Source organism: Phyllobacterium sp., from assembly GCF_037994405.1.
Classification (GTDB): domain Bacteria; phylum Pseudomonadota; class Alphaproteobacteria; order Rhizobiales; family Rhizobiaceae; genus Phyllobacterium.
This window is the reverse complement of sequence record NZ_JBBNAN010000220.1, coordinates 1-18,870: the sequence shown is the minus strand read 5'-3', so window position 1 is coordinate 18,870 and position 18,870 is coordinate 1. Positions and strand designations below refer to the sequence as shown.

Genomic DNA, 18,870 nt, shown 5'->3' with positions numbered 1-18,870 from the left:
GCAGCACAAATCACCTGTGCATTAACCCAATCCCGAGATTAGAAATATTCTGTTAACCCTAATGGACCGTTAACGACGTCATACCGGTGCAGAAGAAGGTCGACCGAGGAGGAAGCCGCTATGGCCAGTGAGATCAAAGGCAAGAAACCGGCACACAGCAAGCCGGTCTGGCTTGTGCAAAAGGGCGCGTTGGAAAGCACAGGGCTAGATAGCGCGGCACTCGCCTGGGCCAAGGCGAATGGCTTCGACGGGCAGTCGGGCCGCGTTCTGATTATTCCTGGCGAAAATGGCCAAATATCTGGAGCTGTGCTCGGGACAGGCAAGGATGATTCCAGACTTGTCGCCGGAAAACTGGCAACTTGCTTGCCGAACGGTTGCTGGCATCTGGCGTGTTCGGTCAATGAGCCCGATCTCACGGCGCTGGCGTTTCTTCTCGGTGGGTACAAGTTTACGCGCTATACAAAAAAGGACGATGTTGATGTCACGCTCACATTGCCGGATGGCGCGGACAAGACCGATGTGAAACGGGTGGCGAAGGCCGTGGCTTTGGCTCGCGACCTGATCAATACGCCGACCAATGATATGGGGCCTGAAGCGCTGGAAGCTGCCGTGCGCAAGGTGGCCGACGAGCACAAGGCTTCCGTCAGTGTGATCAGGGGCGATGGCCTGCTTAAGAAAAATTTTCCGATGATCCATGCAGTCGGCCGCGCCGGAAGTGAGGAACCGCGGTTGATCGACCTTGAATGGGGCAAGAAGGATGCACCGAAGGTGACGCTTGTCGGCAAGGGCGTCTGTTTCGACACCGGCGGCCTTGACATCAAACCTTCGAGCAGCATGCTCCTGATGAAGAAGGATATGGGCGGTGCCGCAAACGTTCTGGCGCTAGCCAGCATGATCATGGACGCGAAGCTGCCGGTTCGGTTGCGTGTCCTGATCCCGGCTGTCGAAAACTCGATTTCCGCCAATGCATTCCGGCCAAGCGACGTGTTAACCAGCCGCAAGGGCCTGACGGTCGAGATTGGCAATACCGACGCGGAAGGGCGGCTGGTATTGGCCGACGCATTGGCGCTCGCGGATGACGAGGAACCGGAAATCCTCGTCGATATGGCAACATTGACGGGAGCTGCGCGGGTTGCGCTCGGTCCTGACCTGCCGCCATTCTATTCGAATGACGATGCTTTTGCATTTGATGTCGCCAAGGCTTCGGAAGCCGTTGCCGATCCGCTCTGGCGCATGCCCTTGTGGCAGCCTTACGACACCAAGCTCTCTTCGCGTGTCGCCGATATGAACAATGTGACGACCGACGGTTTTGCCGGATCGATCACCGCGGCACTGTTTCTGCAGCGTTTTGTCGGCAAGGCAAAAATATGGGCACATTTCGATATTTTCGGCTGGAACCCGATCGAGAAGCCGCATGCGCCGATTGGCGGCGAAGCGCAAGGAATACGCGCGCTTTACCATCTTCTGAAAGAGCGCTTTCCGGCCAAATGAGCGGCTTGCACCCGTCGCCGCCGCGACTAAAATGGAACGGAACCGAAATGATCTCGGAAACCGTTGATGTTGATCGAACTGAGGCCGATGCAGGCGTTGACATTGTGGAAGGAGATCGCGCTGTCCGAAGTGCGTGATGATGCCCATGATCTCACCATGCGGCAGCTGGCTGTGCTCCTGACCGTCTATCTGGAGCCGCCGCCGCACACCATACGCGGCATGGCGGCCAAGCTTGGTGTAACGAAACCGGTCATTACCCGTGCTCTTGACACAATGGGTGGCTATGGGCTGGTCGATCGCCACCGCGACGAAAAGGACAAGCGCAATGTTCTCGTCAAGAGAACGGTAAAAGGTGCGCTCTATGTTGAAAGGCTCGGCGATCTCGTTATCGCCAAAGCAAGAGGATTGCCGCTTTGAAAGCTGAAACACCGACCTTGGATAAACGGCTGAATGCATTTCGGCCGGATTTGGCTGACGAAAGGCTGCGCGACATGGTCGAGGCGGAACGCTTTGTTGAAGGCAAGCCCATGCGTATCACCGATCCGGTTGTTGATGTGCGCTCCGAGCCGCGCGGCGATGCCGGCCTAACCACGCAATTTCTCTACGGCGATGATGTTCTGGTCTTCGAGGACGACAATGGCTGGTGCTGGGTCCAGAACGAGCGCGACGGCTATGTCGGCTATGTGGTGGATACCACGCTCGACCGCCGTTCGTACGAGCCGACGCATATCATTATTGCTCCAAGGACATTTCTTTATCCGGGTTCGGATCTGAAGTATCCACGCACGAAGGCGCTCTCGATGGGCTCATTGGTCACCATTACGGGTGGTGAGGAACGGCGCGGCACGCTCTATGGCATCCTGCCGAGTGGAGAGGCGGTCATCGCGAAGCATCTGGTGCCGATCGACGAGGTGACGGAAGACCATGTCGCCGTCGCCGAAACGCTGATGCACACGCCCTATCTCTGGGGTGGCGTGTCGGGGCTCGGCATCGATTGTTCGGGCCTCATCCAGCTTTCGCTGCTGATGACCGGACTGCCGGTCTTGCGCGACACCGATATGCAGGCGGCTTCCATCGGCGACCTCATTGAGCCCGACGAAGACTATCACAATCTGCAACGCGGCGATTTCGTCTTTTGGAAGGGGCATGTCGCCATGATGGCAAGCCATTCCATGCTGCTGCATGCCAGCGGCCATACGATGAGCGTGACGCTTGAACCGCTGCGCGATGCCATCGAGCGCATCGCCTATCTCTACGGCAAGCCAACGGCAATACGGCGGTTGTAAGCATTTTCTAAGGGTTAGCGGCGCTAACCCATAGAAAATCCAAGAGAGGGGTATTATGTGATTGCAGATCCCCTCTCTTGCGATTTCTGGCACTTGAGCTTCGCTGTGCTTGCTAGGATGCCGAAAATTCGCTTTTTCTCCCTCAAGGGCAGAGATCAGGCTGCTTCAGGCTGCCGTCAGCTGCGCCACCTGCCGAAACGTATGGATGATCTTGAGGCAGGCGCGGGCGGCTTCCTGACCCTTGATCAAAAAGTGCCGGGTGAAGAAGTCGATATGCTGCGCATTTTCCTGGAAATGATGCGGGGTCAACACAGCTGACAGCATAGGAACACCGGTTTCGAGCTGTGTTGCCAGAAGTGCATTAACGACGGTTCCGGCGACAAAATCGTGCCGGTAGATGCCGCCGTCGACAACGAGGCCGGCAGCGACGATCGCGTCGTAGCGCCCTGTCTGAGCCAGCTTCTTGGCAAGCAGCGGGATGTCAAACGAGCCCGGCGCGTCATACACGTCCAATCGCTCGGGCTTGACGCCTTGGCGCTGCATTTCATCTTCGAAGCCGATGCGGCATTGATCGACGATTTGCGCATGCCATCGCGCCTGGATGAAAGCGATGCGCGGCGCTGGCGCCGAACTTTGCGGGATATTGCTATTCTGGAACTGATCCATGTCTTTCTCCTTCGAGGTGACGTGAATCAGGGCACAACCAAAGATGGCAAAGACCGCCATACGGCGGTCCGGCCTTTCAGTTGTTCTCTTTCATCCGGACTATACCGTCGGCTTCGGAATTGCACCGAAATCTGCTGACCCTTCCAGCGAGCTGGAAGGCGCTCGCGGGCTCGCACCTGATACCCCGAGGATACCCAGTGATTACCGCCGGTGGGGAATTGCACCCCGCCCTGAGAACACTTAACGGCCGCACCATAATCGAAGGGCATTAGCCGTCAAAGCCAAATTTTTCTAATATTGTGCCGCCCGGTCAACAATGTTTTTCAATGGTTCGCCGCGCTCGTAGGATTCGATCTGAGCTACGATCTCCGGAACCAGCGCCTGGGGGCTTGAACTCGCGGCCGCGTGCGGCGTGATCATGACTTGCGGATGTGTCCACAGCGGGCTGTCCTTCGGCAGGGGCTCCTTGTTGAACACATCGAGCGTCACTGCTGACAGCATGCCGCGGTCGAGCGCTGAAAGGATATCGGGTTCGTTCTGCAGTCCGCCGCGGCCGGCATTGATCAGTGTCGGTGCACCGAGCGGGCCCTCTGCTTTCATTTGCGCGAATATCGTCATCGACAGGATGCCCTTGGTTTCCGGGGTCAACGGCAACAGGCACACGACAATGTCCACATCCTTGAGGAAGTCCTTGAGCCCATCCTTACCGAAATGAGTGGTGACACCTTCAATCGTTTGCAGGCGGCGGCTCCAGCCGCTGACCCGGAAGCCGAGCATGCGCAACTTCTGCGCAGCATCCCGCCCGAGCACGCCGAGGCCGAGAATGCCGACCGTGACCTCGTGGGCTGCTGGCTGGCGCCGGTCCTCGTGCCAGATGCGCTGGCTCTGCTGCTGGCGATAGCGCAAGCCGAGGCGCTGGTGGTCAAGCACCTGCCACACCACATATTCGCTCATGCGCATGGTCAGGTCCGGTGAGACGATGCGGACAATGGGAACATCCGGTATCTGCTGATCGTGAAAGACGTGGTCGACACCAGCGCCGAGCGAGAAGATCACCTCCAGATTGGGCAGTCCAGCGAGCGAGCCCTGACGCTGCTTCCAGACGAGGGCGTAGCGGATTTTTTCCTTGTCCGTATCGGCGTCAAGCACCAGCTTGCGGCTTGGTGCAGCCTTGGCGAACTCGGTCCGCCAGATCTCTGGATCCCATCCCGTAACGGCCAACAGAATTGTGTCGCTTGCATTTCCAGTCATTCACTAACCGCTCCCTGTTCGGCCGTTTCTATCCTGAAGGCCGCGGCCATCAGGGCTTTGGTATAGTCAGTCTTCGGGCGAGCGAAGATCTCCTCCGACGTTCCATATTCCACTGCCGTGCCATTGCGCATCACCAGCACGTCATTGGCAAGCGCCTTGACCACTTTCAGGTCGTGGCTGATGAAAAGATACGCCAGATTGTGCTTCTGCTGCAATGCGCGCAGGAGATCGACAACCTGGGCTTGGACACTCATGTCGAGCGCTGAGGTCGGCTCGTCCAGCATGACAAATCGCGGATTGAGCACCATGGCTCGGGCGATCGCGATGCGCTGGCGTTGGCCGCCGGAAAACTCATGCGGGTAGCGGAAGCGGTTCTCCGGATCGAGATTGACCTCCTTTAGTGCCGCAACGACACGCACGTCGCGTTCGTCCGGCGACAGCTTGGGTTCGTGCACCTGCAACCCTTCCGCAATGATGTCTGCAATCGACATGCGCGGGGACAGTGACCCATAAGGATCCTGAAATACGATCTGCAGTTCGCGGCGCAGCGGCCGCATCTGCCTGAACGAATATTGATTGATGTCCTTCTCGCCAAAGCGGATCACGCCCTTTGACGAAATCATCCGCGACAGCGCGAGGCCAAGGGTGGTCTTGCCCGATCCGGATTCGCCGACGACGCCGAGTGTCTGTCCGGCGCGGATCGTCACGTCGATACCGTCAACTGCCTTCACGTAATCGACGGTCCTACGCAGGAAGCCCTGCTTGATCGGGAACCAGACCTTGATTTGTTCGCCGTGCATGACCGGGGCGGCGGCGAGATTGGCGGATGGCGGATTCCCCTTCGGCTCTGCCGCCAGAAGATGCCGGGTATATGCGTGTTGCGGATTATCGAAGATTTGCTTTGTTGGTCCGGTCTCGACGATCTTGCCGCCCGTCATCACACAGACGCGATCGGCGATCTTGCGCACGATCCCGAGATCATGGGTGATGAACAGCATGGACATGCCCTGCGCCGCCTTGAGTTCTGCCAGAAGCTTGAGGATCTGCGCCTGAACCGTCACGTCGAGTGCCGTGGTCGGTTCGTCGGCGATGAGCAGCTTCGGCTTGTTGGCGAGCGCCATCGCGATCATGACGCGCTGACGCTGGCCACCGGAGAGCTGGTGCGGATAGGCGTCCAAGCGCTTTTCCGGCTCGCGGATGCCGACTTCCAAAAGCAGTGCCAAAGTGCGTTGACGCGCCGCCTTGTCGCCCATGCCCTGGTGCAGTTTCAAGACCTCGCTGATCTGATCCTCGATCGTGTGGAGCGGATTGAGCGAGGTCATCGGCTCCTGGAAGATCATGGTGATGTCGTTGCCGCGCACCCGGCGCAGCTCGTTCTCGTTGCTCTTCAGAAGATCCTTGCCATTAAACAGAATCTGGCCCGATGGATGGGAGGCTGGCGGATAGGGCAGGAGTTTCAGGATCGACAGGGCCGAGACGGATTTGCCCGAACCGGATTCGCCGACAAGCGCCACGGTTTCGCCTTGCGCGATATCGAAGGAAATATGATCGACGGCGAGCGTGTCGCGGCCCCCTTGCGTGAAGGCGACGGAAAGGTCTCGCACCGAAAGAAGCGGGGCACTCATTTGAAAGCCTTGCGCGGATCGAAGGCATCACGCGTCGCTTCACCGACAAAGATCAGCAGCGAAAGCATCAGCGATATGACGATGAAACCGGTGAGGCCAAGCCAGGGCGCCTGCAGGTTGTTCTTGCCCTGCGCCAGCAACTCCCCAAGTGACGGTGAGCCGGGCGGCAGGCCGAAACCGAGGAAATCGAGCGAGGTCAGCGTCGTGATCGATCCATTGAGAATGAAGGGCAGGAAGGTCAGCGTTGTCACCATGGCGTTGGGCAGGAGGTGCCTGAACATGATCGTGCGGTTACGCACGCCGAGCGCCCGCGCAGCGTTGACATATTCGAAGTTGCGGGCGCGCAGGAATTCCGCGCGGACAATGCCGACGAAACTGACCCAGGAAAATAGAAGCATTATGCAAAGGAGGATCCAGAAGCCAGGCGGCAGGATCGACGCCATGATCAGGAGCAGATAGAGCGTTGGAACCGAAGACCATATCTCGATGAAGCGCTGGGCCATGAGATCGAGCCAGCCGCCGAAATAGCCCTGCAGCGCGCCGGCGGTGACGCCGATAACGGCGGAGGCGGCGGTCAGGATCAGACCGAACAGTACCGAGATGCGCAAGCCATAAAGCGCACGAGCGAAAACGTCGCGCGCCTGATCGTCCGTGCCGAGAATGTTCATGTTGCCGAAGGTGCAATTGGGATCATTGACACCTTGCGCATAGCGGGCGCAGCGCTCCTCAGGTGTGTAGAGCCAGTAGGGCTTTGACGGTGCGGTATCCGGAAGCTCGTTGTTGACGGTGCGGTAGGAGTAGCGAACCGGCGGCCAGATGGCCCAGCCATTGGCGTTGATCTCGTCCTGGATCACTGGATCGCGATAGTCGGTGAGCGCATAGAAGCCACCGAATTTCTCCTCGGGATAATCGACCAGAACCGGAAAGAGGATTTCGCCCTTGTAGGAAACAATGATCGGCTTGTCATTCGCGATGAACTCGGCAAACAGCGAGGCAACGAACAGAAAGAGGAAAATCCACAGTGCCCACCAGCCACGCCGGTTGGCCTTGAAGTTCTGCCAGCGGCGCGCATTGAGCGGTGACAGGCGCGGACGTCGCACAGGAACGGCCGGTGCGCCAACAACATCAGTCATCAGACGTCCCTCCGCTCGAAATCGATACGAGGATCGATCCATGTGTAGAGAAGATCAGACAGGAGACTGACAACGACGCCGACAAGCGCGAAGATATATACGGTAGCGATCACCACTGGATAATCGCGGTTGATGATCGATTCATAGCCGAGAAGACCAAGGCCATCGAGTGAGAAGATCGCCTCGATCAAGAGCTGACCGGTAAAGAAGATCGAGATGAACGCGCTCGGGAAGCCGGAAATGACGATGAGCATCGCGTTGCGGAACACGTGGCCGTAAAGGATCTTGCGCTCGCTCAGACCCTTGGCGCGTGCTGTTGTCACATACTGCTTGCGGATTTCATCGAGGAATGAGTTCTTGGTGAGCAGCGTCGTCGTGGCGAAGGCCGAGAGCAGCATGGCGGTTAGAGGCAAGGTCAAATGCCAGGCGTAGTCGACGATCTTTCCAAAGAACGAGAGCTGGGAAAAATTGTTCGAGGTGAGGCCGCGCAAGGGGAACCAGTCGAAGAACGAACCACCGGCAAAAAAGACGATGAGCATGATACCGAACAGGAAGCCTGGTATCGCATAGCCCACGATGATCACGCCACTCGTCCAGATATCGAACGTAGAACCATCCTTGATGGCTTTTCGGATGCCGAGGGGAATGGAGATCATGTAGGAAAGCAGCGTCATCCACAGGCCAAGCGATATGGAGACGGGGAGCTTCTCCTTGATCAGATTGACGACGCTGATATCGCGAAAATAGCTCTTGCCGAAATCGAAGCGCAGATAGTTCCAGACAAGCAGGCCAAAGCGTTCCAGAGGCGGCTTGTCTAGACCGAATTGCTTTTCAAGGCTGGCGATGAAAGCAGGATCGAGCCCCTGTGCACCGCGATACTTGGAATTGCCCTCGCCAAGCCCGATCTGATCCTGGTTCTGACCAAAGTCGGCACCGCCGCCGCCGATGCGGTCCATGGCGTTGCCGCCCTGACCGGTGAGCTGACCGATAATTCGCTGGACTGGGCCGCCGGGCACGAATTGCACAATCACGAAGCAGACAAGCAAGACCCCGAAAAGGGTCGGTACCATCAAAGCCAGGCGACGGAGAATGTAAGCTCCCATCAGGAGCTCCCTCTCATTGTCGCAATCAAATCAAACCTTACCAATTGCCTTTGCCTTTGCTTCGTCAAACCACCAGAGCGTCTCAACCGGAAAACCATAATCGGGTTTTGGCTCCTTGAAGCCGAACATGTCCCAATAGGCGACCAGGTGATTCGCTGAATACCAATTTGGAATCCAGTCGCGTCTTACACGCAAGAGCCGATCAAGAACACGCAGGATTGCAATCAATTCAGTGCGTGAGTGAGCCTCGCTGACTTTTGCGATGAGCGCATCGATGACCGGATCTGCAATGCCGGGGAAATTTGTCGAGCTGGGTACTTTAGCGGCCCGCGAGCCGAACATGGTTTGGAGCGACTCCCGTGTTGGTGTAGGGCTGAGTAAATAGGCTATGCCGATGATGTCAAAATCGAAGTCCTGCAACCTGATCTGATATTGCGCAGGATCGACAAGCCGCAGCGATGCGTTGATGCCGATCGCTTGCAGGTTGTTGATGAACGGAGAATAGACGCGGCTGAACACCTCCGCCTGGATCAGCATTTCGAGATTGAGCGGCTTGCCGGCGTTGTCAACGAAGCTGTTGCCGTCGCGTTTGAACCCCGCCTCGCTCAGGAGTTCGACCGCGCGCCGCAAATTCTTGCGATCGCGCCCCGATCCATCGGAAGGCGCCTGGATTACTGCTTCACCGAAAATACCTTCAGGCAGCCGGTCACGGAACGGTTCCATGATCGCAAGTTCCTCCGGCGACGGTTTGCCGCTCGCGCGGAAATCCGATTGCTCGAACAGCGATTGCGAACGCTCATACATGCCGTAGAACAGGTTCTTCTGCGTCCATTCAAAATCGAAGCACAGCGCAATGGCCTCTCGCACCCGAGGGTCGCGGAAATGCTCGCGGCGCTGGTTGACCGCCCATGCCTGCATTTGGGGACGCTTTTCGCCGGAGAACTCCCGCTGTAATACGCGTTTCTGCTGAATGGCCGGAAAATTATACTCCGTTACCCAGGTCTTGGCCGTCGCCTCCTTGCGCCAGAAAATCTCGCCTTTCTTGAAGGCCTCGAATTCCGGCTGACGGTCACGAAAGAATTCGATCTTGATCCTGTCGAAATGGTTAAACCCCCGCTGTACCGGCAAATCCCTGGCCCAGTAGTCCTCGACACGTTCGTATTCGATACCTTGTCCGACGGCGACATTGCCGACGCGGTAGGCACCGGAGCCGAGCGGCGGCTCCAGAGTTGACGCTTCGAAATCACGTGCCGCATACCAGGCTTTCGAAAGGATCGGCATGCTGGCGGCAATGTCCAGGATGGCGCGGTCGGAGTGCTTGCCTGTGAAGGTAAGGCGAAGCGTGTGATCGTCTTGCGCGACGATTTCCCTCATTTCCGTCAGCAACAGCAGAAGCTCGGGATGTCCCTTTTTCTGCAAGGTCTGAAAGCTGAAGGCGATATCGTGCGCCGTCATGGGAGAGCCGTCATGAAACCGCGCTTCCGGACGCAATTTGAACGTGAATGAATTGCGATCAGTTGAGACAGTCACGGTCTTGGCTACCAGCCCGTAGATGGAATCGGGTTCGTCTAGCGCCGAAGCCATCAACGTATCGAAGCACAATTCCATGCGCGGCGGCGCGTCGCCCTTGGCCGAGTACGTATTGAGTGTATTGAAGGTTTGCGGTGACTGGTTGTACAGCCAGGTTGGCGGCGAAAAGGCGAAGGTGCCGCCCTTTGGCGCGTCCGGACTGGCATAGTCGAAATGCGTGAAGTCCTTCGGATATTTCAACTCGCCAAAGGCCGACAATCCATGCAGCGGTGTTTGCGTTGCCACCTCTGCCAGTGCCAGGCGAGGGGCCACAGCAGTCAGGATTGTCGCGCTGGAAATTTTCAGCAGATCGCGGCGGTTGATGTGCGTCATTCGGCACGTGCCCTCAGAGCCTGTTGCTTGGCGCTATCGATCCACCACGAAAACGGATCAATACCGGAATACTCCGGTTGTTTCTCCGGCATGCCGAACTTGTTCCAGTAGGCGATGTTGATCTTGTCGTCATACCATTGCGGGACTGCATAGAAATTCCACAACAAGACCCGGTCGAGCGCGTGGGTAGCGGCGACAAGCTCGTCGCGATCCTTGGCAAACACAACCTTGTCGATCAGCTTGTCGATGGCCGGATTCTTTATGCCCATATAGTTGCGGCTGCCAGGCGTGTCGGCCGCGGCGGTACTCCAGAAATCACGTTGCTCATTGCCGGGCGACTGCGTCTGCGCCATGACGATCATAATCGCGTCATAGTCGAAATCATTCACACGCGAGACATACTGGCTGCTGTCGACAACCCGGATCGTGCCCTGGATGCCGATACGCCGGAGGCTCTCGATGAACGGTCCGAAGATACGTTCATCGCTCGGATCATCCGCGAGAAATTCGATGGTCAGCGGTTGCCCTGTCTCCGTATTGACAAGCTTACCATTTCTCTGGTCGTAACCGGCTTCGCGCAGCAACATAACGGCGCGGCGCAGATTTTCGCGGGACGCCTGCGGTGTGTCATAGACCGGCAGCTTGAATTCCTTGGTGAATACCTCATCCGGCACCTGACCGCGCACAGATTGGAGGATCTCCAGCTCTTTTCCACTTGGCAGTCCGCTCGATGCAAGGTCGATCCCGGCAAAATAGCTGTTTATCCGTTTGTACTGACCGAAGAACATGTTCTTGTTCATGCTCTCAAAATCATAGGCGAAGGTAAGCGCTTCGCGTACCTTCGGATCCTTGAACTTGTCGCGGCGCGCATTGAAGATATAGCCCTGCATGCGCCCAATCGAGTGAAAGGGAAAGGTCTTCTTGATCACGTCACCTTTGGCGACAGCTGGAAAATCATATTCGCGCGTCCAGCGGCCGATGCGATTCTCCTGACGGTAATCCTGAAAACCACCCTTCTTGAACGCCTCCCAGCTGGCATTTGCGTCGCGGAAATATTCGTAGCGTATATGGTCGAAGTTGTTGCGACCGACATTCACCGGCAGGTCCTTGCCCCAATAATCGGCGACGCGGCTCCAGACGATCGTCTTGCCGAGCGCAATGCTTTCGATCTTATAGGCCGACGAGCCAAGCGGGATTTCCGTCGTTGGCTTGCTCACATCGCGTTTCTTGCCGGAGGGGTCTGTCCCTTCCCACCAGTGTTTAGGCAGGACAACCATATCACCCATGATATTCGGCAGTTCGCGGTTGCCACCACTGGTGAATGTAAATGTTACCTCGCGCTCACCAGTCTTCTCAGCTTTTGCTACGTCGTGATAATACTTGTTGTAGAGCGGGCTTTGCGCTTTGAGGACGTTGAAGGTCCAGATGACGTCATCCACTGTGATCGGCTCGCCGTCATGCCATTTGGCGGCTGGGTTGAGGCGAAATTTGACCCAGGAAAAATCTTCCGGATAAGCCATTTGCTCGGCAATCAGGCTGTATGTGGTCGACGCCTGGTCGAGCGATTGATTCATCAACGTGTCATAGAGCAGTCCGCCGCCAAAACCGACGAGACCTGCGGCCGGGCTGCCCTTAACGACGTAGGGATTAAGGCTGTCGAAGCTGCCCTCGACAGTCAGGTTCAGCGTTCCGCCCTTTGGCGCGTCAGGATTTACATAGTCATAATGTTTGAAGTCGGCGCCATATTTCGGTTCGCCAAGGAGACTGGTTCCCGTCCGCCATTCCGGTTCTGCCGCTTGCGCATTATCGGCAGTGCCAATGGTGACAGCGGCAAGGAAGGCGAGGCTGGCAACGAAGGGGCGAAATCGCAAATCAAGTCTCCACAGGTTCTCTTTGATCATCAGTCTAAGAGAAAATGCGGCAGAGAACAGGCCTTCCCTGAAAAAACACGGGATGTTCAAACAAAAAAGCCGGGCGTTGGCCCGGCTTTCGCATGATCTGGTTGGTGATCTTAGTTGGCCGGCTTCTCGCCTGCCGGGGCAGCCGGAGCTGCAGGTGCCGCACCTTCGGCTGGTTTCGCCGCACCTTGTGCAGGTTTGGCAGCGCCTTCTGCCGGCTTGGCCGCATCGGCGGGAGCAGCGTCAGCAGTCGGAAGCGGCTTCGGATTATCGGACAGCGTGCGCAGATAGGCGATCAGATCGGCGCGCTCATTGTCCTTCTTGTCGCCGGCAAAGCCCATGGCGGTGCCTTTGATGTAGCCTTTTGGTGAAGTCAGGAAGTGGTTGAGGTGGTCATAGGTCCACTTTTCCTGACCGCCCTTGGAAAAGTCCTTGATCGGGCCGGAATAGCTGAAACCATCATGTGTTGCGATAGGACGGTCAACAATGTCCCAGAGATTGGGCCCGACCTTGTTCGGTCCGCCCTTTTCGCCGGTATGGCAGGCCTGGCAGCGCTTGAATACCGCTTCACCGCGGGTTGCATCGGCCGAAGCCAGGAGTGTTGCGATCGGCGTGACGGCAGCCGGTGCGGCGCCGGCGCCAGCTTCACCTTCGCCAGCCGCTTCAGCGGCCTGGATAATATAACCCGGCTTTTCCGGAGCATGGGAATCGAACAGGTAATCGGACAGGATACCCGCCGTCATGACAACGAAAACGGTTGCCAGAAACGCCATGGCATATTTGTTGAATGGGGTCGAATCCATCGTCGATCATTGCTCCATTTGTGTCCTGTTCAAATGTGCTTGATGCGGAGTTCCTGTTCTCGCTTGCCAGGGCAATACAGGAGCTTTGTGTTCAGCACACTTGCGGAGAGTCCCAATATCTGGTCAATGCAGATCACTGCATTTGTGATGAGAGTCCCCTCGTGATCGCGCGGAAACTAGGTCTTTTGCTCACGACTTGCAACACATATAAGGGCGGTTCTGCCTGAGACTTTTTGACACCGTAGGCGCGTTCGCGATGATGAAAATATTGACACTCATACCAGCCAGAATGGCTTCGACGCGGCTTCCAGACAAGCCGCTGGCCGATATTGCCGGCAAGCCGATGATCGTCCATGTGGCAGAACGGGCAGTGGCTGCGGGGCTTGGCCGCACCGTGGTTGCCACCGATAGTCTCGAGGTCAAGTCCGCCGTGGAAGCGAATGGGCTTGAGGCGGTCATGACCCGTAACGATCACGAATCTGGTTCTGACCGTATTTACGAGGCCCTTTTGGCACTCGATCCTGACGGAAGCGTCGATGCAGTGGTGAATGTGCAGGGCGATTTGCCGACCATCGATCCCGATATCATAAAGCGTGCACTTCTTCCCTTGCAAAATGGTCCTGCGGACATCGGGACGCTTGGCGTTGAAATCCGCCGCGAGGACGAGAAAACCAATCCGAACGTCGTGAAGATCATCGGTTCCACGATCGGCAAGAACCAGATGCGAGCGCTTTATTTTACGCGCGCGACTGCGCCATCGGGCGACGGCCCCCTCTACCACCACATCGGGCTTTATGCCTATCGCCGTGCTGCGCTTGAGCGCTTCGTCAGGCTTGGTCCGTCGCCGCTGGAGCGGCGCGAGCGCCTCGAACAATTGCGTGCCCTGGAAGCCGGCATGCGCATTGACGTGGAAATCGTTGATTCGGTGCCACTCGGCGTCGACACGCCCGAAGATCTTGAACGGGCACGTGACATTCTTCACCACATAAAAGGCAATTGATAATGGTCAAGACCAATCGCATCTCCTTTCAGGGCGAACCCGGGGCGAACTCCGACACCGCATGCCGCAACATGTTTCCACAAATGGAGCCAATGCCGTGCCCGACCTTTGAGGATGCGTTCAATGCGGTCGAGACCGGGACGGCCGATCTTGCCATGATCCCGATCGAGAACACGATCGCCGGCCGCGTTGCCGATATTCATCATCTGCTGCCGGAATCGCGCCTGCACATTGTCGGCGAATATTTCCTGCCGATCCATTTTCAGCTAATGGTGCTGCCAGGGACCAAGCGTAGCGACATAACCTCGGTCCACAGCCACATTCACGCACTCGGTCAATGTCGAAAGTATATTCGCAAGAATGGCTGGAAGCCGGTGATTTCCGGTGATACGGCAGGGGCCGCGCGGCTCGTTGCCGATGTCAAGGACAAGTCGATGGCGGCATTGGCGCCGCGTCTGGCCTCTGATCTTTATGGCCTTGATATTCTGGAAGAGGATGTCGAGGACACCGAGAACAACGTCACGCGCTTCGTCGTTCTCAACAAGACCAAGAAATGGGCGCCGCGCACATCTGACGAACTCATGATGACGACCTTTGTCTTCCGCGTCCGCAACGTTCCGGCGGCGCTCTACAAGGCCATGGGCGGTTTCGCCACCAATATGGTCAACATGACAAAGCTCGAGAGTTACCAGATCGACGGCAAATTCACGGCCACCCAGTTTTACGCCGATATCGAGGGACATCCCGACGACAAGAATGTCGCACACGCGTTGGACGAGCTCGAATTCTTCTCCAAGGAAGTGCGTATCCTCGGGGTTTATCCCGCAGATACGACATTCCGCAGCACGCAGGGCGAGGAAGAGTAGGGTCTAAACCCGGCTCTCCGCCCAGCTGCGGATGAGATGTGCAGCAATGGCACCGGGTGGCGGCGTCATCAACCCGTCCGGATGGGTGCGGCCGAGCATCGTTACGACCTCATCGCGCGAAAACCAGCGGCCATCCTCAAGCTCGGCCCTGTCGAGGGCGAATTCATCGGACAGTGCCTCGGCATGGCAGCCGATCATCAGCGAATAGGGGAACGGCCAGGGCTGGCTGGCGTGATAGAGGACGCGGCCAACCGGCAGGTTCACCTCTTCCAGTGTTTCGCGGCGAACCGCATTTTCTATGGTTTCGCCGGGCTCGATGAACCCGGCGAGGCAGGAATACATGCCCGGGCCGAAATGCGGACCACGCGCCAGCAGGCATTTGTCGCCCCGCACCACCATCATGATCGCGACCGGATCAGTGCGGGGGAAGTGCTGCGCGTCGCAATTGGGGCAGGTGCGCCGGTAGCCGCCGTCGCGCATCACTGTTTCCGCGCCGCAACGCCCGCAGAACCTGTGATTGTCGTGCCATGTCAAAAGCGAGACCGCCTGCGCCATCGCGCCAAGCTGATCTGGCGGAATGAGCCCCTGGGTATAGACCGAGCGGTAGTCGATGGCTCTAATGGGTTCGGGCAGGGCGGTGAAGTCAAGACCGCTTGGCGATGCGAGAACAGGCATATCATCCTGCATGCCGAGATAGATGGTCTTGTTCGCAACAGGCAATAGCGCTGTGGCCTCTTTTAGGCTGAAAAGTGCATTGCCTGAACTGCTCTGCTCCACCAGGACCTGGCCTTGCCCGATCAGCAGCATGCGTGCACTGGCATTGACCAGCGCGGTGGTCACCACATCATCGCTACGCTTTTCCGAATGGCGGTTGATCCTGTTGCCGGCAAAGCCAACAAAATGACTTGCTTCCGTTTCAGGGACATCGAATAGGCGAAATGGCATGGGTGGAACTCCAGAAAACTGGTCCGGAAGGGGACTGAGTCATTATGTTGATTAGATAGCCTTGAGTATGGCGTTCGCAAAGGCTTTGGCGTCTTTTTCGCCATAGGGTTCCCGTGTGCCATGTCCCCAGACGGGCCCAGGCCAGGCCGGATCGCCCGTATTACGGGCAATGACGTGGAGGTGAAGCTGGCGAACGATGTTGCCCAGGGCACCGGTGTTGATCTTTTCGCAATTGACGACAGACTTCAATGCCTGCGCCGCGATGCCGGTCTCGAAGGTAAGCATGGTCTGATCGAGTGGCGTGAGTTCGTGGATCTCGCAGATACCGGGGCGTTGTGGCACGAGGATCAGCCAGGGCCAGCGGCGATCATTCATCAGCCGCAGATCGCAGAGGCCCAGCCTTGCAATGGAAAATGTGTCTGCTGCAAGTTTACTGTCGAGCGTAAAAGTCATGATTCATACTAGATAACAGTTTTTTCGCCATCCCGCTTGCTTTTTGCGCGCGGATTGACGATATGAGCCTCGGGAGGTTGGTGGTGGACGAGCCACTCGCCAACCGGGTCAGGTCCGGAAGGAAGCAGCCCCAACGAGCCAGGCACGGGTCGCCGTGCCAGCCTCCCACCCTTCTTCTTTGTCACCTTGCCTGTGTCAAAGCCGTCAATCGGCATTGACGCTGCGGTGCATGGCGGTCCAAACTTGTGACGCACGCGAGAAGTTAATGCAGGAGCGGAATCAAACGCGATGGACACCAAAACGGCAGACAGCGCCTATCGCGTACTCGCCCGCAAATATCGCCCGCAGAATTTTGATGATCTGATCGGCCAGGAGCCGATGGTCCGCACGCTGAAGAATGCGTTCGAGACTGGCCGCATTGCTCAGGCATGGATGCTGACCGGTGTGCGCGGCGTTGGCAAGACCACCACCGCCCGCATTCTGGCGCGCGCGCTCAATTACAAGACCACCGAAATCGACAAGCCGACGATCGATCTTACTATTGCCGGCGAACACTGCCAGGCAATCATGGAGGGTCGCCATGTCGATGTGATCGAGATGGACGCTGCTTCCCATACGGGCATCGACGATATTCGCGAGATCATCGAGCAGATTCGCTACCGCCCGGTTTCGGCGCGCTACAAGGTCTACATCGTCGACGAAGTGCACATGCTTTCCAACCAGGCCTTCAACGGTCTGTTAAAGACGCTGGAAGAACCGCCGCCGCATGTAAAGTTCATCTTCGCCACGACGGAAATTCGCAAAGTCCCGATCACGGTCCTTTCCCGCTGCCAGCGCTTTGATCTGCGCCGCATCGATACCAGCGCTCTGACGCAGCATTTGAAGAAGATTGCCGACCTCGAAGCGATCAGTGTGGACGATGCCTCGCTTGCGATGATTGCCCGCGCCGGAGAGGGATCTGTGCGTGATTCGCTGTCAATCTTCGATCAGGCCATTGCTCATGGCGCGGGGACCGTCGACGCTGAAGCCGTGCGTTCGATGCTCGGTCTTGCCGACAGGGCACGTATCATCGACCTGTTCGAGATGCTGATGCGCGGCGATGTTGCGTCCGCCCTGCGCGAGTTCCGCGCGCAGTATGATGTTGGCGCTGACCCGGGCGTCGTTCTCACTGACCTTGCCGATTTCAACCACCTCGTCACGCGTATCCGTTTCACGCCGGATGTTGCCGATGACATTTCTCTGTCGGAAGACGAGCGCACACGCGGCAGGGATTTTGCCGAGAAACTGTCCATTCGTGTGTTGTCGCGCACCTGGCAAATGCTCTTGAAGGGCATTGCCGAGGTGGACAATTCCAGCCGCCCGGTTCAGGCGGCGGAGATGCTTTTGATCCGGCTCGCTCACGCTGCCGATTTGCCGACGCTTGACGAGGCTTTGAAATCGCTTGAGGAAGGCGGAACGCTCTCCGCTCAAACGCCGCGCACCGACGGGCCCCGTCCGGGCAATGGTGGTGCGACCATGGCGCGTCCTGCACCTGCGGATGCGCTCGCTTCGTCACGTGGTTCAGTCGGTGCCAATGGTGGTGCCACCATGCGTCTCGTCGAACCAGCACAAAGGCCCGAGCCGATCGCTCCGCCGCAGCCGGTGGTCGGGGAAGTGGCGCCAACGGTGCCGGTTAACAGCATCGAGGATATTATCGCGCTGGCAGACAAGCAGCGCGACATGCAGTTCAAGATCATGGTCAAGAATTGCGTGCGCCTTGTCAGCCTCAGGCCCGGCCGGCTTGAGATCAACCTGACCGACAACGCGCCGAAGACACTTTTGACTGACCTGTCGCAAAAATTGAGTGACTGGACCGGCATCCGCTGGATGGTATCGTTGTCACGCGAGCAGGGCAGCGCCACAATCAGCGAAGCCGAAACGGCCAAGCGCGATTCGCTGTTGAGCGATGCGCGGGCTGATCCGGATGTGGCGGCGATCCTGTCGAAATTTCCCGGCGCCAAGATCATCAATGTACGCATCGCGACACCTGCCGGGTCGGCTGACGGCGAAATGACGAACGGTGCGGCGCCGGGTGATGATACACTGGCACCAGTCGACGAAGATGATTGAACAACAGGAGTTTTCCCATGCGTGACATTATGGGCATGATGAAACAGGCCAAGGAAATGCAGGCCAAGATGGCTGCCATGCAGGAAGAAATTTCTGCACTGGAGGCCGAAGGCCAGGCAGGCGGCGGTCTCGTTACAGTCAAACTTTCCGGCAAGGGTGCGCTGACGGCACTGACCATCGATCCATCGCTGTTCAAGGAAGATGACATCGAGGTCATCGAGGATCTGATCATCGCCGCGCACAACGAAGCCAAGCAGAAGGTCGAGGCGATCATGGCGGAGAAGACGCAGGCTCTAACCGCTGGCCTGCCGATACCGCCCGGTTTCAAACTGCCGTTCT

Annotated in this window: 16 protein-coding genes, 1 other RNA gene, 1 pseudogene and 1 riboswitch; of the genes and pseudogenes, 8 read left to right on the top strand and 10 right to left on the bottom strand. The window is 57.6% G+C overall.

Features of this window, described 5'->3' with window-relative positions; all coding sequences use genetic code 11:
* Nucleotides 1–120 precede the first annotated feature (120 nt).
* The 3 genes from AAAC48_RS12235 (at nucleotide 121) to AAAC48_RS12225 (ending at nucleotide 2,777) form a co-directional block, all read left to right on the top strand.
* Nucleotides 121–1,491: a leucyl aminopeptidase family protein gene (locus tag AAAC48_RS12235; RefSeq protein WP_340654431.1), complete on the top strand. Its 1,371-nt coding sequence runs from the start codon at nucleotides 121–123 to the stop codon at nucleotides 1,489–1,491.
* A 66-nt stretch (nucleotides 1,492–1,557) separates the two neighbouring features.
* Entirely contained in the window at nucleotides 1,558–1,908 is a 351-nt protein-coding gene (locus AAAC48_RS12230) for a MarR family transcriptional regulator (RefSeq protein WP_106664559.1), read from the top strand.
* Nucleotides 1,905–2,777: an NlpC/P60 family protein gene (locus AAAC48_RS12225; RefSeq protein ID WP_340654430.1), complete on the top strand. Its 873-nt coding sequence runs from the start codon at nucleotides 1,905–1,907 to the stop codon at nucleotides 2,775–2,777. Before AAAC48_RS12230 ends, AAAC48_RS12225 begins: the two co-directional genes overlap by 4 nt.
* 165 nt (nucleotides 2,778–2,942) lie before the next feature.
* On the opposite strand, the gene AAAC48_RS12220 is transcribed toward AAAC48_RS12225, so the two are convergent.
* The 8 genes from AAAC48_RS12220 to AAAC48_RS12185 form a co-directional block, all read right to left on the bottom strand.
* Nucleotides 2,943–3,443: a 6,7-dimethyl-8-ribityllumazine synthase gene (locus AAAC48_RS12220; RefSeq protein ID WP_340654429.1), complete on the bottom strand. Its 501-nt coding sequence runs from the start codon at nucleotides 3,441–3,443 to the stop codon at nucleotides 2,943–2,945.
* Nucleotides 3,444–3,521: 78 nt separating this feature from the next.
* A riboswitch (FMN riboswitch) is annotated at nucleotides 3,522–3,685 on the bottom strand.
* Nucleotides 3,686–3,734: 49 nt separating this feature from the next.
* Complete coding sequence (locus AAAC48_RS12215) at nucleotides 3,735–4,694, bottom strand: glyoxylate/hydroxypyruvate reductase A (protein ID WP_340654428.1); 960 nt, start codon at nucleotides 4,692–4,694, stop codon at nucleotides 3,735–3,737.
* The gene (locus tag AAAC48_RS12210) at nucleotides 4,691–6,319 is read right to left on the bottom strand and encodes an ABC transporter ATP-binding protein (protein ID WP_340654427.1); all 1,629 of its coding nucleotides are present in this window, start codon (nucleotides 6,317–6,319) and stop codon (nucleotides 4,691–4,693) included. The genes AAAC48_RS12215 and AAAC48_RS12210 overlap by 4 nt, the downstream gene beginning before the upstream one ends.
* On the bottom strand, nucleotides 6,316–7,452 hold the full coding sequence (locus AAAC48_RS12205) for an ABC transporter permease (protein ID WP_340654426.1): 1,137 nt from the start codon (nucleotides 7,450–7,452) through the stop codon (nucleotides 6,316–6,318). The genes AAAC48_RS12210 and AAAC48_RS12205 overlap by 4 nt, the downstream gene beginning before the upstream one ends.
* Nucleotides 7,452–8,555 carry a microcin C ABC transporter permease YejB gene (locus AAAC48_RS12200; RefSeq protein WP_340654425.1) on the bottom strand — a complete coding sequence of 368 codons (1,104 nt, stop codon included), beginning with the start codon at nucleotides 8,553–8,555 and terminating at the stop codon, nucleotides 7,452–7,454. Before AAAC48_RS12200 ends, AAAC48_RS12205 begins: the two co-directional genes overlap by 1 nt.
* Nucleotides 8,556–8,585: 30 nt before the next feature.
* On the bottom strand, nucleotides 8,586–10,457 hold the full coding sequence (locus AAAC48_RS12195) for an extracellular solute-binding protein (protein WP_340654424.1): 1,872 nt from the start codon (nucleotides 10,455–10,457) through the stop codon (nucleotides 8,586–8,588).
* Nucleotides 10,454–12,358, bottom strand: a complete 1,905-nt coding sequence (locus AAAC48_RS12190) for an extracellular solute-binding protein (RefSeq protein ID WP_340654423.1) — start codon at nucleotides 12,356–12,358, stop codon at nucleotides 10,454–10,456. The genes AAAC48_RS12195 and AAAC48_RS12190 overlap by 4 nt, the downstream gene beginning before the upstream one ends.
* A gap of 110 nt (nucleotides 12,359–12,468) precedes the next feature.
* Entirely contained in the window at nucleotides 12,469–13,158 is a 690-nt protein-coding gene (locus AAAC48_RS12185; protein WP_340654422.1) for a cytochrome c family protein, read from the bottom strand.
* Nucleotides 13,159–13,417: 259 nt separating this feature from the next.
* Between AAAC48_RS12185 and AAAC48_RS12180 the strand changes: the two genes are divergently transcribed.
* The gene (locus AAAC48_RS12180) at nucleotides 13,418–14,158 is read left to right on the top strand and encodes a 3-deoxy-manno-octulosonate cytidylyltransferase (RefSeq protein WP_340654444.1); all 741 of its coding nucleotides are present in this window, start codon (nucleotides 13,418–13,420) and stop codon (nucleotides 14,156–14,158) included.
* Between the two features lie 2 nt (nucleotides 14,159–14,160).
* Nucleotides 14,161–15,024 (top strand): prephenate dehydratase, encoded by an 864-nt coding sequence (locus AAAC48_RS12175; protein ID WP_340654421.1) that lies wholly within the window; start codon nucleotides 14,161–14,163, stop codon nucleotides 15,022–15,024.
* Between the two features lie 3 nt (nucleotides 15,025–15,027).
* Here AAAC48_RS12175 and nudC read toward each other — a convergent pair whose 3' ends face one another.
* Nucleotides 15,028–15,969, bottom strand: a complete 942-nt coding sequence (gene nudC, locus AAAC48_RS12170; RefSeq protein WP_340654420.1) for an NAD(+) diphosphatase — start codon at nucleotides 15,967–15,969, stop codon at nucleotides 15,028–15,030.
* Nucleotides 15,970–16,020: 51 nt separating this feature from the next.
* The gene (locus AAAC48_RS12165; RefSeq protein ID WP_340654443.1) at nucleotides 16,021–16,425 is read right to left on the bottom strand and encodes an HIT family protein; all 405 of its coding nucleotides are present in this window, start codon (nucleotides 16,423–16,425) and stop codon (nucleotides 16,021–16,023) included.
* A gap of 69 nt (nucleotides 16,426–16,494) precedes the next feature.
* Between AAAC48_RS12165 and ffs the strand changes: the two genes are divergently transcribed.
* The 3 genes and pseudogenes from ffs to AAAC48_RS12150 form a co-directional block, all read left to right on the top strand.
* Nucleotides 16,495–16,591, top strand: an RNA gene (gene ffs / locus AAAC48_RS12160) — signal recognition particle sRNA small type.
* A gap of 95 nt (nucleotides 16,592–16,686) precedes the next feature.
* Nucleotides 16,687–18,531: pseudogene (locus tag AAAC48_RS12155) on the top strand (DNA polymerase III subunit gamma/tau); the annotation flags it as partial.
* Nucleotides 18,532–18,548: 17 nt separating this feature from the next.
* Nucleotides 18,549–18,870 (top strand): YbaB/EbfC family nucleoid-associated protein (locus AAAC48_RS12150; protein ID WP_340654419.1); only part of this gene is annotated, 322 nt, incomplete at its 3' end.

What these genes read in the sequence shown, in the direction of transcription:
- AAAC48_RS12235 (WP_340654431.1), top strand. Translation starts at nt 121, where the DNA reads ATGGCCAGTGAGATCAAAGGCAAGAAACCGGCACACAGCAAGCCGGTC.
- AAAC48_RS12230 (WP_106664559.1), top strand. Translation starts at nt 1,558, where the DNA reads ATGTTGATCGAACTGAGGCCGATGCAGGCGTTGACATTGTGGAAGGAG.
- AAAC48_RS12220 (WP_340654429.1), bottom strand. Translation starts at nt 3,443, where the DNA reads ATGGATCAGTTCCAGAATAGCAATATCCCGCAAAGTTCGGCGCCAGCG.
- AAAC48_RS12215 (WP_340654428.1), bottom strand. Translation starts at nt 4,694, where the DNA reads ATGACTGGAAATGCAAGCGACACAATTCTGTTGGCCGTTACGGGATGG.
- AAAC48_RS12210 (WP_340654427.1), bottom strand. Translation starts at nt 6,319, where the DNA reads ATGAGTGCCCCGCTTCTTTCGGTGCGAGACCTTTCCGTCGCCTTCACG.
- AAAC48_RS12205 (WP_340654426.1), bottom strand. Translation starts at nt 7,452, where the DNA reads ATGACTGATGTTGTTGGCGCACCGGCCGTTCCTGTGCGACGTCCGCGC.
- AAAC48_RS12200 (WP_340654425.1), bottom strand. Translation starts at nt 8,555, where the DNA reads ATGGGAGCTTACATTCTCCGTCGCCTGGCTTTGATGGTACCGACCCTT.
- AAAC48_RS12195 (WP_340654424.1), bottom strand. Translation starts at nt 10,457, where the DNA reads ATGACGCACATCAACCGCCGCGATCTGCTGAAAATTTCCAGCGCGACA.
- AAAC48_RS12190 (WP_340654423.1), bottom strand. Translation starts at nt 12,358, where the DNA reads ATGATCAAAGAGAACCTGTGGAGACTTGATTTGCGATTTCGCCCCTTC.
- AAAC48_RS12185 (WP_340654422.1), bottom strand. Translation starts at nt 13,158, where the DNA reads ATGGATTCGACCCCATTCAACAAATATGCCATGGCGTTTCTGGCAACC.
- AAAC48_RS12180 (WP_340654444.1), top strand. Translation starts at nt 13,418, where the DNA reads ATGAAAATATTGACACTCATACCAGCCAGAATGGCTTCGACGCGGCTT.
- AAAC48_RS12175 (WP_340654421.1), top strand. Translation starts at nt 14,161, where the DNA reads ATGGTCAAGACCAATCGCATCTCCTTTCAGGGCGAACCCGGGGCGAAC.
- nudC (WP_340654420.1), bottom strand. Translation starts at nt 15,969, where the DNA reads ATGCCATTTCGCCTATTCGATGTCCCTGAAACGGAAGCAAGTCATTTT.